Below are 12445 nucleotides of genomic sequence, written 5' to 3'. Positions count from 1 at the left end.
GTGTGATCGTTACGGGAAGGCTCGACCCGATGGAGTTGAACACACGCGGACGCTATGCCGTCATGGCGCTGGCGGATCTCGCGGCGCATGGCGGAGGCGCGGCCCTCGCGATATCGGCCGTGGCCGAGCGCCAGAAGATCTCGACAGCTTATCTCGAGCAGCTCTTCGGTGCCCTTCGGCGGGCAGGTCTCGTGGAAAGCGCCCGCGGACGGCTCGGCGGCTATCGGCTCGCGCGCCCGGCGGGTGCGATCACCATCGGCGAGATCATGGCGGCCGCGGGCGAGCCGTTCGAGATGACGCGCTGTGCCAGCCAGGAGGCGGCGGGGTGCGTGATGGGCGAGCGTTGCCTGACGCACGAGCTTTGGCACGTGCTCGGTGAGCACATCAATTCGTTCCTCGCCAAGGTGACGCTCGAGGACGTGATCAAAGGGATCCCCGAGCATCTGCGGGCCGACCGGTCGCATGTCCGCTCGGACAGCCAATCCGCCTTGGACCTACCGGGCCGGGCGCCGGAAATCACCGGGGGCTTGGCGGCAGAATGAGTGGTCGTGCGCGGACATACCTCGACCACAACGCCAGTGCGCCCCTCGAAGAGGAAGCGCGGGTGGCGATGATCGAGGCACTCGGGACGGCGGGCAATCCGTCGTCGGTCCATGCCGAAGGTCGGCGTGGCCGGGCGCTCGTCGAGGAGGCACGGGACGTGGTCGCGCAACTGGTCGGCGCACCGGCCGGGGGCCTCACCTTCACGAGCGGGGCGAGCGAGGCGATCGCGGCGGCCGTGCTCGGCTGGCGGGGCGAAGGGGCCGCGGTCGTTTCGGCGATCGAGCATCCGGCGGTGCATGCGGCGGCCACCCGGCGGGGGCGCGGTGTGCAAGTTGCCGCCTGCGACAGGCAAGGCGTCGTCGCTGGCGTGTCGCTGTCGCGGGCCGTCGAACGGGCGATGGAGGAGAATGCGGGTCCGCCTCTGGTTGCGCTCATGGCGGCGAACAACGAGACGGGTGTGATCCAGCCGGTCGGTCCGGCCGTTCGCGAGGTGCGGCGGATTGCGCCCGAGGCGTTCGTGCTGTGCGACGCCACGCAAGCCTGCGGGCGGATGGCCGTCGATATGGCCGCGCTCGACGTCGATGCCGTGGTGATCTCTGGCCACAAGCTCGGCGGGCCGATGGGGACTGGAGCTCTGGTCGTCAGGCAGGCGCGGGGCGATGAAATCGATGCGCTCGTTCCGGGCGGTGGTCAGGAGCGGGGGCGACGGGGCGGGACGGAAAATGTGCCGGCGATCGCAGGTTTCGCGGCGGCGGCCGAGTTGGCGCGGCGGCGCCTCGGGACGGGCTGGACGGCGCGGGCGACGACGATGCGCGATGCCCTCGAGCGCCGGCTCGCGGGCACCATCGGCGGCCTCGGCATCGCGGGCCAGGGAGCTGAAAGGCTCTGCAACACGAGTTGCATGATTCTGGCCGGCGCACGGGCCGAGACGGTGGTGATCGCGCTCGACCTTGCGGGCGTTTCCATCGGCGCGGGGGCGGCGTGTTCCTCGGGCAAGGTCGGTGGCTCGCACGTGCTCGAGGCGATGGGATTGGGCGGCGATGCCGCGCGGGGAGCCATTCGTGTCTCCAGCGGTCCGGCAACGGAGACGCAGGAACTGGAGCGGTTTGCCGAAGCGCTCGAGAAGGTGATGGTCAGGATGTCGGTGCGGGCGAAAAGTCTTGCCTGACGGTCCGGGTGCCGGCCGCATGGTCGGACGGCGACGGAATGAGCGGAGTGAAACGTAATGCCAGCTGTTCGCGAGACGATCGAGCACGTCAAGGAAATCGACGTCGACAAGTACAAGTACGGCTTCTCGACGGACATCGAGTCGGTCAAGGCCCCCAAGGGCCTCGACGAGGAGATCGTTCGCTACATCTCCGCCAAGAAGGACGAGCCGGAGTGGATGCTGGCCTGGCGGCTCGATGCCTTCGAGCGCTGGAAGACCATGACCGAGCCCCAGTGGGCCCGCGTCGACTATCCGCCGATCGACTATCAGGACCTGCACTATTATTCGGCGCCGAAGTCGACCGAGGGACCGAAGAGTCTCGAAGAGGTCGATCCCGAACTGCTGCGCACCTATGAAAAGCTCGGCATTCCGCTGCGTGAGCAGGAGGTTCTGGCGGGCGTCGAGGGCGCGCGGGTCGCCGTCGATGCCGTCTTCGACAGCGTCTCCGTGGTCACCACGTTCAAGGAGGAGTTGCGCAAGGCAGGCGTCATCTTCTGCCCGATCTCGGAGGCGGTGCGAGAGCATCCCGAACTCGTCAGGAAGTACCTCGGCTCCGTGGTGCCGAAGTCGGACAACTTCTTTGCCGCGCTCAACTCGGCGGTCTTTTCCGACGGCTCTTTCGTCTACATCCCCGAGGGCGTGCGCTGCCCGATGGAATTGTCGACCTACTTCCGCATCAACGAGACCAAGACCGGCCAGTTCGAGCGCACCCTCATCATCGCCGACAAGGGCTCCTACGTTTCCTACCTCGAAGGCTGCACGGCGCCGATGCGCGACGAGAACCAGCTGCATGCAGCGGTCGTCGAACTCATCGCGCTGGATGATGCGGAGATCAAATACTCGACGGTGCAGAACTGGTATCCGGGGGACGCGGAAGGCAAGGGCGGCGTCTACAACTTCGTCACGAAGCGCGGCGACTGCCGGGGCCGGAATTCCAAGATCTCCTGGACCCAGGTCGAAACCGGCTCGGCGATCACCTGGAAGTATCCGAGCTGCATCCTGCGCGGCGACGGCTCGCGCGGGGAATTCTATTCCATCGCCATCTCGAACGGGCGCCAGCAGGTCGACAGCGGCACCAAGATGATCCATCTCGGCCGCGACACCTCGAGCCGTATCATCTCGAAGGGCATTTCGGCGGGACGCTCGTCCAACACCTACCGGGGCCTCGTCTCGGCCCACAGGAAGGCGTCGAACGCGCGCAACTTCACGCAGTGCGATTCCCTCCTCATCGGGAACCGCTGCGGCGCCCACACCGTCCCCTACATCGAGGCCAAGAACGCGACCGCGCATTTCGAGCACGAGGCGACGACCTCGAAGATTTCCGACGAGCAACTCTTTTACTGTCTCTCGCGCGGGCTCGGCGAGGAGGAGGCGATCGCCCTCATCGTCAACGGCTTTGCCCGCGAGGTGATCCAGCAGTTGCCGATGGAGTTCATGGCCGAGACGCAGCGCCTCATCGGCATCTCGCTCGAGGGGAGCGTTGGATGACGACGAAGAGCGCAGTGTATTGGTTCAAGCCGCGGCGCAATGGCTACGGCGCCGCGCCGAAGACCTGGCAAGGCTGGGTGGCGATCATCGCGTTTCCTGCCATATGCGCTGTGGTGACGTTGGTGTTGTTCGCAACCTTGCCGCCGCTGCTGGGATTCGTACTGTTCGCCATCTTCATGACGGGGGCAACGCTTGGCTTCATTGCATTCGTTCGGAGGAGGACGGACGGCCCCTGGCGTGCGCATGGGGCGGCGCCGAGCGAAGTGACGGAGTGACCGACATGCCGGAGACGGTCGAGAAAGCCGAGGTGGCGGCGGGCAGGATGGTCAAATTCCTACCCTTCGTGCGGGCCTTTGCGATCCTTGCGACGCTGGCGCTCGCAGGCGTCTTCATGGCCGAGCCGCTCGGGATCGAATTGCCGGATTGGGCAACAACGGTTGCGCTCGTCGTCTGGGGCGTGGCGGTGGTCGACGTGGCGCTGCTGACCGGCATCGCCGTGCTCATGCAAGGCAAGGAGTAGACTGCAACGGAGGATGGAAGTCGCCCGGAGAGCAAATGCGACCCGGCGACTTCGATGGGAATCAATGGCACCGCCAGTGTGTGGTGCGGTCGGCGTCCGGCGGGCGACGGTGAGAGTCAAGTTGGCAGGGTGGAATATGCTGGAAATCAGGAATTTACACGTCAGGCTCGCTGAAGAGGATAAGCCGATCCTCAAGGGGCTCGACCTCGTCGTGCCGACCGGAGAGGTCCACGCCATCATGGGGCCGAACGGCTCGGGCAAGTCGACGCTGGGCTACGTCATCGCCGGAAAGGAGGATTACGAGGTCACCGGAGGTGATATTCTCTGGAACGGCGAGAGCGTCCTCGAGATGGGGCCGGACGAGCGCGCCGCGGCCGGGCTCTTCCTTGCCTTCCAGTATCCGGTCGAAATCCCGGGCGTCGCGACGCTGACGTTCCTGCGCACCGCGCTCAACGCTGTGCGCAAGGCGCGTGGAGAGGACGAGGTGTCCGTTGCCGATTTCATGCGGCTGGTGCGCGCGAAGGCCGAAAAGCTCAACGTCACTCAGGAGATGCTGAAGCGGCCGCTCAATGTCGGCTTCTCGGGCGGAGAAAAGAAGCGCCTCGAGATCCTGCAGATGGCCGTTCTGGAGCCGACCTGCTGCATTCTGGACGAGACCGACTCTGGGCTCGACATCGACGCTGTCAGGATCGTCTCGGAGGGCGTCAACGCGCTGCGCGGTCCGGAGCGCTCGGTGCTGGTGATCACGCACTACCAGCGGCTCCTCAACTATATCGTTCCTGACCGGGTGCACGTGCTCTCGGGCGGGCGGATCGTCAAGAGCGGGGGGCGCGAACTCGCGCTCGAGCTCGAGGCGCAGGGCTACGCCGACTACGTGCAGCCGGCGGCCTGATGCGCAAGTGGGGACGGCAATGAGAGTGGACGTGATCAGAACGCGGGCCGAGACGGCGCTCGGTGACCACTTCGCGGCGGCGGCCGAAAGGCTCGCCGGCAATCGCGACGTGGCGAAGGCGCGTGCGAACGGAATAGCCCGTTTCCAGGCGCACGGATTGCCCGGCAGGCGGAACGAGGAATGGAAATATACCGATCTTCGTGCGCATGTGACGGAGGCGTACGAACCTCTTGTTGCCGGCATCGGCGGAACGGCCATCGGGATGGGAGCACTCGAGGAGGCACTCGGCCCCTTGGCCGGCCTCGCGGCCGCACGCCTGGTCGTGGTCGACGGGCGCTTCGAACCGAACCTCTCGAGCGCCGCGCAGGAGGGGGATGGCGTTTCGGTCCGCCCGCTCGCCGAGGTCCTCGCCGGCGCGGGAGCCGCCGACTTCGGGCGCATTCCGGGGGTGCCGGAGAGTGACGTCGTGGCGGCGCTGAACGAGGCGTTCGCAAGCGATGGCGTCGTCGTGGAGATCGATGGGACGGAGCGACGGATCGTGCACATCGTGCACCTGCACGAGGCCGCGGCCCCGGGCGCTGTGACGACGCGCAACGTCATCCGCGTCGCGGCCGGCGCTAGCGCTCTCGTCGTCGAGAGCCATTTCGCAATGAGCGGTGGCGCCCGGCAGGTGAACTGCGCGAGCGTGGTGACGGTCGCGGAGGGCGGCCGGCTGGATCACGTCAAACTGCTGAGCAAGGGGGAGGCGACGACACACCTCTCGACGTGGTCCGTGGAACTCGCCCGCATGTCCCGTTATGTCGCAACGCAACTGACGCGCGGCGGTAAACTGACACGCAACCAGGTCTACCTGAAATTCTCCGGCGAACTTGCGCTGGCGCACCTCAACGGCGTCATGATGCAGCGTGCCAGCCAGCACTGCGATTCGACACTGGTCGTCGATCATGTGGCACCCGCTTGCGAGAGCCGGGAGCTTTTCAAGGCTGTGCTCGATGACGAGGCACGCGCTGTGTTCCAGGGCAAGATCACCGTGCGGCCGGAGGCCCAGAAGACCGACGGCAGGCAGATGAGTCAGGCGCTGCTGCTCTCGGAGACAGCGGAGTTCGACGCCAAGCCGGAGCTGGAGATTTTCGCGGACGATGTCGCTTGCGGCCACGGGGCGACGTCGGGGCAACTCGACGAGAACATGCTTTTCTATCTGCGTGCGCGTGGCGTTCCGGAGGTCGCGGCCAAGGCGCTGTTGATCGAGGCGTTCGCGGGCGAAGCGCTCGACGAGGTCGAGGAGCCGGAGCTGCGCGAGGTGATGGCGGACATTACCCGCGGATGGCTCGCGGAGGGACAGACCCGAGGCCGATCGGCCTAGACGCCGGGCTCGAGGAATACGGGATCGCAGGGGCAAGGAGCGGATCATGGCAGGCGCCGAGGCAAAGAGAATGGCGAGCGTGCAAGCCGGCTACGACGTCGAGCTGGTGCGCGCGCAATTTCCGATCCTGAGCCGCCAGGTGCACGGCAAACCGCTCGTCTACCTCGACAATGGCGCCTCCGCGCAGAAGCCGCGGGTCGTGCTCGATGCCATGGAGCAGGTGCACGTCGCCGCCTATGCCAACGTTCATCGGGGTCTCCATTTCCTCTCCAACCTGGCAACCCAGCAATATGAGGACGCACGCGAGAAGGTGGCGGGCTTCACCAACGCGCGGCGCAACGAGGAGGTGATCTTCACCAAGAGCGCGACGGAGGCGATCAATCTCGTCGCCCAGAGCTATGGACGCGCCAACGTCGGCGCGGATGACGTCGTCGTCCTCTCGATCATGGAGCACCATTCCAATATCGTCCCCTGGCACTTTCTCAGGGAGCGTCAGGGCGCACGCCTCAAGTGGGCGCAGATCGCCGACGACGGTTCGTTCCTCATGGAGGATTTCGAGCGCCTGCTCTGCGACAGGACGAAGCTCGTTGCGATCACGCACATGTCCAACGTGCTCGGCACCGTGACCCCGATCAAGGAGATCTGTCGCATCGCCCATGCGCGCGGCATCCCGGTGCTCGTCGACGGCAGCCAGGGTGCGGTGCATCTCGACGTCGATGTCCAGGATCTCGGCTGCGACTTCTACGTCATGACGGGTCACAAGCTCTACGGCCCGACGGGGATCGGCGTGCTCTGGGGGCGGGCGGAGCTGATGGAGGTGATGCCGCCCTTCCTCGGGGGCGGGGAAATGATCGAGCACGTCGGCACCGACCGGGTCACTTATGCCGGCCTGCCGCACCGCTTCGAGGCCGGCACGCCACCGATCGTGCAGGCCATCGGGCTCGGGGCAGCCGTGGATTTCGTCCTCGCCAGCGGCCGCGAGGCGGTGGCAGCGCACGAGGCGGACCTCGTCGCCCACGCGCACGCGCGGCTCGAGGAACTCGACTTCGTCACGATCCACGGCACGGCCCCCGGCAAGGGGAGCATCGTTTCGTTCAGCATGGCCGGCCTGCATCCGCACGACGTCAGCACGATCATCGACCGCTCCGGGGTGGCGATCCGCGCCGGTCACCACTGCGCGCAGCCATTGATGGAGCGGCTTGGCGTCAGCGCGACCTGCCGCGCCTCGTTCGCGATGTACAACACGCGGGACGAAGTCGATATGCTTGCCGATGCCTTGAAGAAGGCACATGGATTTTTCGCCTGAGCCGCGATGGCGGGGATGGGCTTGGCGCCGGGAGAGGGGCCATGGAGAAGACCGAGGCTATGACAACGCACAACGACGAGATGGTCGAGGAAGGCCCGCGGCACGAGACGCCCGTCGCGAGTGGCGGGACGGACGCGCAAGGCGATCGCGCGCATCCCCCGACTGTCGGGGAAGGCGGAACGCCGGTGCCGGGAAGCGCCCTTTCGAGGGAGGAACTCGATCAACTCACGGCCGACATCGTCACGGCGCTGAAGACGGTCTACGATCCGGAGATCCCCGTCGACATCTACGAACTCGGCCTCATCTATCGTGTGGACGTCAGCGACGAGCGACGCGTCGCCATCGACATGACGCTGACGGCGCCGGGTTGCCCGGTGGCGGGCGAGATGCCGGTCTGGGTGGAAAATGCGGTCTCTCCGATCCCCGGAGTGCAGGGCGTCGATGTCAAATTGACGTTCGATCCGCCATGGGACCCGAGCCGGATGTCGGACGAGGCACGTCTTGCGCTCAACTACTTCTGAGGTTGCCGCGGGCTCCCGGGAGGCCGCAGGATCGCTTTACGTGCTTGCGGCCGCGAAGCGGTGTAACATGAGCGCCGGTGTTGCTTGTCGCGCTGTTCGATACCAAGTGGAGCCAGCATGAGCACGAAACGCCCCCGCCCGAAAGTCATGACGCTGACCGCGGCCGCCGCCGAGCGGATGCGCGAGATCATGGAGCAGTCCGAGAACGAGGTCTTCGGCGTTCGGATCGGCGTCGTCAAGGGCGGTTGCGCCGGGATGGAATATACCATGGAGTATGCCGGCGCGCCGGCACCCGGCGACGAGATCGTGGAAGACCAGGGGGTGCGCCTCCTGATCGATCCGAAGGCCATTCTCTTCCTCCTCGGCACCGAGATGGATTTCAAGGAGGACATGCTCTCCTCCGGTTTCGTGTTCAACAATCCGAACCAGACCAGCGCTTGCGGCTGCGGCATCTCGGTCGAGATCAGGCCGGCGGATGGCGCGGCGCTCGGCGGCTACGAGGCGCCTGCCAGGAGCTGAACGCAGGTGGTCGTCGCCCGCACCGATCCTGGTCTGCGATTGCGACGTGCCTGCGTCGCCGATTGCGAGGTCCTGACGAGGCTCGCCATGGCCTCGAAGGCGTCGCACGGCTACGATGCTGCCTTCATGGAGGCATGCAGAGTCGAGCTGACGGTCGATGCCCGCGTGCTGGCCTCCAGCGACACGTGGGTCGCGGAGGTGGGAGGAGTTGGCGAGGGCGCGATGATCGCGGGCTTCGCCGGCTTTGAGATTGTGCACGGTCGCGCCAATGTCACTGCGATGTTCGTCGATCCTGCGGCCAGTGGTCGCGGTATTGGTCGCGCGCTCTGGACCAGACTGGAGGAGCAGGTGGCAGCACGGGGCCTCGAGGTCATCGACGTCGAGGCGGATCCCAACGCTGTCGGCTTCTACCGGCGCATGGGATGCGTGCAGGTCGGAATGACGCCTTCGGGCTCGATTCCGGGGCGCATGTTGCCGCTCCTCGAACGCCGGCTCACGAAAGGGGCGTAGTGCCGACCTGCTGCGGCGCCTGTCGGCATGGAGAAGGAAATGGCGGTCGATCCTGGATTTCGCGAGTTCGTGCTCGAGCAGCTCGCTGTCGTCGGCCCGGTCCGCGCGCGTGCGATGTTCGGGGGGGCGGGAATCTTCTCGGGCGATGTGATGTTCGCGCTGATCGCCTACGACACGCTCTACCTCAAGGCGGACGAAACACTGGCGCCGAACTTCGCGGCCGAAGGGTCGGAGCCGTTCACTTACGAAGGCGGCGGGCGCACGACGCAAATGAGCTATTGGCGGTGCCCCGAGCGGCTGTTCGAGGACGCCGACGAGATGCGGCTTTGGGCCGGGCGGTCTCTGTCGCTCGCGCTCGCCGCCCGCAAGCCTGCCAAAAAGGCCAAGACCGAGGCCGCGGGCCAGTCCTCGAAGCGGGCGGCAAAGCGCGGGCCTCGCAAGACGCCGGGATCGGCTGACTAGCCGGCGCCAACCGGCGGCGGGAAAGTCTGGGGCGCCTCGCGGCGCTCGTGGAGGCCATAGTCGCGCTCGACGCGGCAGAGCATGGCGGCAGTGGCCCCCTCGGACCGCATGTGCCGCACCAGCCCTTCGTTTCCATCCCTGAAACCTGCCACTGAACGGATCGTGACGTGGCGTCGCGTTTCATAGATGCTGCGGTAGTGATCGCCCTCGGCGTCCGCGTCGGGAGTGCCGTGCTCGCTGGCGAGCACGAGGAGGAGGCGCGCCGGCGCGGGCCCGCCGTTTTCACCGACATCCGCCGAGCCACCGCTTGCCTCACCGGTGCCGGGGAGCGGCGAAACGGACTGGCGCGCCAGAACGGTTGCGACACGGATGCGGTAGTCCGCGAAGTGCACGTTCCGGCCGTCGCTCTGGGCTCTCCGGTGGGGGCCGTCGGCTCGCCAGGCCGCGAGGTCCTGCTCGGTTGCCCAGAGTTGGTGGGAGAGGATGCGCGCCGACTCGCGGAGCGAGCGATAGCGCTCGAGGAAGAGCAGGCCAGGGTGCGCGGCGAGACGGGGGCGAAGCTGCGCCGCCCGCTCGAGGTAATGCTCCTCGTGGCCGGGATGCGGCACCACCTCGAACAGCAGGACGAGCATCCGGCGATCCCTCCGTGCATGCCGAAGGACGGTCGCTGCCGGTCGGTTCAGCCGGCGCGACCGCCCTGCCGGGGTGTCACTCCGCGGCCTTGCGTGCGGCCCGGGTGCGCGCGACGTCGGGAGGCGTTGCCTCGCCCGTCAGCATGGCGACGACATCTTCGAGCGAAGCGCTTTCCTGGTCGCGCGAGCCGAGCCGACGGATCGAGAGCGTGCGCTCTTCAGCCTCGCGCTTGCCGGCAACGAGCAGCACCGGCACTTTGGCGAGGGAGTGCTCGCGCACCTTGTAGTTGATCTTTTCGTTCCTGAGGTCCGTCTCGACCCTGAGGCCGGCGGCACGCAATTCGCCTGCGACCTCACGCGCATAATCATCCGCGTCCGATACGATGGTCGCAACGACCGCCTGCACGGGCGCGAGCCAGAGCGGCAGGCTGCCGCCGGTGCTCTCGATCAGGATGCCGAGGAAGCGCTCGAGGGAGCCGCAGATCGCGCGGTGGATCATCACCGGCTGTTTCTTTTCCCCGTTCGCATCGACGTAGAAGATGCCGAAGCGTTCGGGGAGATTGAAATCGACCTGCGTCGTTCCGCACTGCCACTCGCGGCCGATGGCATCGCGGAGCGTATACTCGAATTTCGGCCCGTAGAAGGTGCCTTCGCCCTCGTTGATGCCTGTCTTGATGCGCCCTCCGGAGGCCTCGGCCATGCGCGCGAGCACCTTGCGCAGGATCGCCTCGGCGTGGTCCCACATGGCGTCCGTGCCGACACGCTTTTCCGGCCGCGTCGCGAGCTTGACCACCACCTCGCCGAAGCCGAAATCCTCATAGACCGACATCATGAGGTCGTTGATCTTCAGCACCTCGGCCTCGAGCTGGGCCTCGGTGCAGAAGACGTGGGCATCGTCCTGGGTGAAGGCACGAACGCGCATGAGGCCGTGCAGGGCGCCGGAGGCTTCGTAGCGGTGCACGACGCCGAACTCGGCGAGCCGCACCGGCAGGTCGCGGTAGCTCTTGAGGCCGAACTTGAAGAGCTGCACGTGGCCGGGGCAGTTCATCGGTTTGAGGGCGAACACGCGCTGGTCGCGCTCCTCGTCGCGCGGGTTCTCGAAGGCGGAGGCCGACTTCACCGCGAACATGTTGTCCTGATACCAACCCCAGTGGCCCGAAGTCTCCCAGAGCGACTTGTCGAGCACCTGGGGGGCATTCACTTCCTGGTAGTCGCCGGCGAGGCGCCGGCGCATGTAGCCGACGAGGGCCTGAAAGAGCGTCCAGCCCTTGGCGTGCCAGAAGACGGTGCCGGGGCCTTCGTCCTGGAAGTGGTAGAGGTCCATTTCGCGCCCGAGGCGGCGATGGTCCCGCTTTTCAGCCTCCTCCAGCATGTGGAGATGGGCCGCGAGGTCCTCCTTGGAAGCGAACGCGGTGCCGTAGATGCGCTGGAGCATGGCGTTCGCGGCATCGCCGCGCCAATAGGCGCCCGCGACGCGCTGCAGCTTGAAGGCATCGCCGATCTGACCGGTCGAGGTCATGTGCGGGCCCCGGCAGAGGTCGAACCAGCTGCCCTGGCTGTAGATCTTGAGGTCCTGGTCCTCGGGGATCGCATCGACCAGCTCGACCTTGTAGGCCTCCCCCTTTTCGGCGAACACCTTGCGTGCTTTCGCGCGTGACCAGACCTCCTTGGCGAAAGGCGCGTTGCGCTTGATGATTTCGCGCATTTTCGCCTCGATCACCACGAAGTCCGCCGGCGAGAATGGTTCATCGCGCGCGAAGTCGTAATAAAAGCCGTTCTCGATCACCGGGCCGATGGTCACTTGGGTGCCGGGCCAGAGTTCCTGTACCGCTTCGGCGAGCACGTGCGCGCAGTCGTGGCGGATGAGTTCGAGGGCCTCGGGGTCGGTGCGCGTGACGATCTTGATCGCTGCGTTGGCTTCGATCGGATCGGCGAGATCGGCGAGGACGCCGTCGACGGTCATGGCGACCGCCTTCTTGGCGAGCGATTTCGAGATCATGGCCGCGAGCGCGGCACCGGTCGTACCGGCCGGCACGCTGCGGGAGTTGCCGTCGGGGAAGGTGATGGTGATATCTGGCATGGGTGATCGGCGGCCGCTTATGGTTTCGCGGCGCCCTCCTCTCTCACTCCCGCCTACGAAGCGGGTAAGGGGTTTCGGCAGGCCCCGGGTCGGCATGCTGAAATGCGGACCGGCTGGGCGGGTGTCGTTCTGCCACGCACTGCAAGCGACCGCAAGTATCGGGCAATGGCTGAACGCCCGCGGCGGACCAGCGCGTGGACACGGGAGCGGCGAGCCTGCCCTCTTGATTGTGACAGGGTCCAAGATGAAAAATCGCGATGCCGATCATCCGAAGGCTGGATCGCATTGGCGATAGGGTATTATTGGGTCTCGGTTGTCGGTGTCGTGCCAACCTTGTTTTCAAAGGTGCCAATCGATGGTTGTCGACATCCGCAGGAATTTGAACCGGAATTTGATTGCCGC

At 66.3% G+C, this 12445-nt stretch carries 14 protein-coding genes; 12 read left to right on the top strand and 2 right to left on the bottom strand.

Annotated features, from left to right (window positions below; translation table 11 throughout):
- Positions 1-29 precede the first annotated feature (29 nt).
- The 12 genes from GC150_08585 to GC150_08530 all read left to right on the top strand — a co-directional run bounded on the left by GC150_08585 (position 30) and on the right by GC150_08530 (position 9331).
- Positions 30-542, top strand: a complete 513-nt coding sequence (locus GC150_08585) for an Rrf2 family transcriptional regulator (GenBank protein MBI1384950.1) — start codon at positions 30-32, stop codon at positions 540-542.
- Positions 539-1711 carry an aminotransferase class V-fold PLP-dependent enzyme gene (locus tag GC150_08580; GenBank protein ID MBI1384949.1) on the top strand — a complete coding sequence of 391 codons (1173 nt, stop codon included), beginning with the start codon at positions 539-541 and terminating at the stop codon, positions 1709-1711. Before GC150_08585 ends, GC150_08580 begins: the two co-directional genes overlap by 4 nt.
- Before the next feature lie 57 nt (positions 1712-1768).
- Positions 1769-3238 (top strand): Fe-S cluster assembly protein SufB, encoded by a 1470-nt coding sequence (gene sufB / locus GC150_08575; GenBank protein MBI1384948.1) that lies wholly within the window; start codon positions 1769-1771, stop codon positions 3236-3238.
- Entirely contained in the window at positions 3235-3513 is a 279-nt protein-coding gene (locus GC150_08570) for a hypothetical protein (GenBank protein ID MBI1384947.1), read from the top strand. The genes sufB and GC150_08570 overlap by 4 nt, the downstream gene beginning before the upstream one ends.
- 5 nt (positions 3514-3518) lie before the next feature.
- Complete coding sequence (locus tag GC150_08565) at positions 3519-3758, top strand: hypothetical protein (GenBank protein ID MBI1384946.1); 240 nt, start codon at positions 3519-3521, stop codon at positions 3756-3758.
- 136 nt (positions 3759-3894) lie between these two features.
- Positions 3895-4650: a Fe-S cluster assembly ATPase SufC gene (gene sufC, locus GC150_08560; protein ID MBI1384945.1), complete on the top strand. Its 756-nt coding sequence runs from the start codon at positions 3895-3897 to the stop codon at positions 4648-4650.
- A gap of 19 nt (positions 4651-4669) precedes the next feature.
- Positions 4670-6013, top strand: coding sequence for a Fe-S cluster assembly protein SufD (sufD, locus tag GC150_08555; GenBank protein MBI1384944.1), 1344 nt, complete (start codon positions 4670-4672; stop codon positions 6011-6013).
- Positions 6014-6083: 70 nt separating this feature from the next.
- Positions 6084-7319: a SufS family cysteine desulfurase gene (gene sufS, locus GC150_08550; GenBank protein MBI1384943.1), complete on the top strand. Its 1236-nt coding sequence runs from the start codon at positions 6084-6086 to the stop codon at positions 7317-7319.
- A gap of 80 nt (positions 7320-7399) precedes the next feature.
- On the top strand, positions 7400-7840 hold the full coding sequence (locus tag GC150_08545; protein MBI1384942.1) for an SUF system Fe-S cluster assembly protein: 441 nt from the start codon (positions 7400-7402) through the stop codon (positions 7838-7840).
- A gap of 117 nt (positions 7841-7957) precedes the next feature.
- Positions 7958-8359 (top strand): iron-sulfur cluster assembly accessory protein, encoded by a 402-nt coding sequence (locus tag GC150_08540; protein ID MBI1384941.1) that lies wholly within the window; start codon positions 7958-7960, stop codon positions 8357-8359.
- An 87-nt stretch (positions 8360-8446) separates the two neighbouring features.
- A complete protein-coding gene (locus tag GC150_08535) occupies positions 8447-8869 on the top strand; it encodes a GNAT family N-acetyltransferase (protein ID MBI1384940.1) in 423 nt (140 codons plus the stop codon).
- 39 nt (positions 8870-8908) lie between these two features.
- A complete protein-coding gene (locus GC150_08530) occupies positions 8909-9331 on the top strand; it encodes a hypothetical protein (GenBank protein ID MBI1384939.1) in 423 nt (140 codons plus the stop codon).
- Here GC150_08530 and GC150_08525 read toward each other — a convergent pair.
- Both GC150_08525 and thrS read right to left on the bottom strand, forming a co-directional pair.
- Complete coding sequence (locus GC150_08525) at positions 9328-9963, bottom strand: hypothetical protein (protein ID MBI1384938.1); 636 nt, start codon at positions 9961-9963, stop codon at positions 9328-9330. The two genes, GC150_08530 and GC150_08525, sit on opposite strands and share 4 nt — an antisense overlap.
- 76 nt (positions 9964-10039) lie before the next feature.
- Entirely contained in the window at positions 10040-12043 is a 2004-nt protein-coding gene (thrS, locus tag GC150_08520; GenBank protein MBI1384937.1) for a threonine--tRNA ligase, read from the bottom strand.
- Between the last annotated feature and the right edge of the window lie 402 nt (positions 12044-12445).

Source organism: Hyphomicrobiales bacterium (assembly GCA_016125495.1).
GTDB lineage: Bacteria > Pseudomonadota > Alphaproteobacteria > Rhizobiales > RI-29 > RI-29.
Note: the sequence above shows the minus strand (reverse complement) of the source record. Positions and strands in the feature narration are given on the sequence as shown.

Excerpts from the sequence above, each read along its gene's own strand:
- GC150_08565 (MBI1384946.1), top strand. The coding sequence starts at position 3,519 with ATGCCGGAGACGGTCGAGAAAGCCGAGGTGGCGGCGGGCAGGATGGTC.
- GC150_08525 (MBI1384938.1), bottom strand. The coding sequence starts at position 9,963 with ATGCTCGTCCTGCTGTTCGAGGTGGTGCCGCATCCCGGCCACGAGGAG.
- sufB (MBI1384948.1), top strand. The coding sequence starts at position 1,769 with ATGCCAGCTGTTCGCGAGACGATCGAGCACGTCAAGGAAATCGACGTC.
- GC150_08585 (MBI1384950.1), top strand. The coding sequence starts at position 30 with ATGGAGTTGAACACACGCGGACGCTATGCCGTCATGGCGCTGGCGGAT.
- sufS (MBI1384943.1), top strand. The coding sequence starts at position 6,084 with ATGGCGAGCGTGCAAGCCGGCTACGACGTCGAGCTGGTGCGCGCGCAA.
- sufD (MBI1384944.1), top strand. The coding sequence starts at position 4,670 with ATGAGAGTGGACGTGATCAGAACGCGGGCCGAGACGGCGCTCGGTGAC.
- GC150_08580 (MBI1384949.1), top strand. The coding sequence starts at position 539 with ATGAGTGGTCGTGCGCGGACATACCTCGACCACAACGCCAGTGCGCCC.
- GC150_08540 (MBI1384941.1), top strand. The coding sequence starts at position 7,958 with ATGAGCACGAAACGCCCCCGCCCGAAAGTCATGACGCTGACCGCGGCC.
- sufC (MBI1384945.1), top strand. The coding sequence starts at position 3,895 with ATGCTGGAAATCAGGAATTTACACGTCAGGCTCGCTGAAGAGGATAAG.
- GC150_08530 (MBI1384939.1), top strand. The coding sequence starts at position 8,909 with ATGGCGGTCGATCCTGGATTTCGCGAGTTCGTGCTCGAGCAGCTCGCT.
- GC150_08535 (MBI1384940.1), top strand. The coding sequence starts at position 8,447 with ATGGCCTCGAAGGCGTCGCACGGCTACGATGCTGCCTTCATGGAGGCA.
- GC150_08545 (MBI1384942.1), top strand. The coding sequence starts at position 7,400 with ATGGTCGAGGAAGGCCCGCGGCACGAGACGCCCGTCGCGAGTGGCGGG.
- thrS (MBI1384937.1), bottom strand. The coding sequence starts at position 12,043 with ATGCCAGATATCACCATCACCTTCCCCGACGGCAACTCCCGCAGCGTG.
- GC150_08570 (MBI1384947.1), top strand. The coding sequence starts at position 3,235 with ATGACGACGAAGAGCGCAGTGTATTGGTTCAAGCCGCGGCGCAATGGC.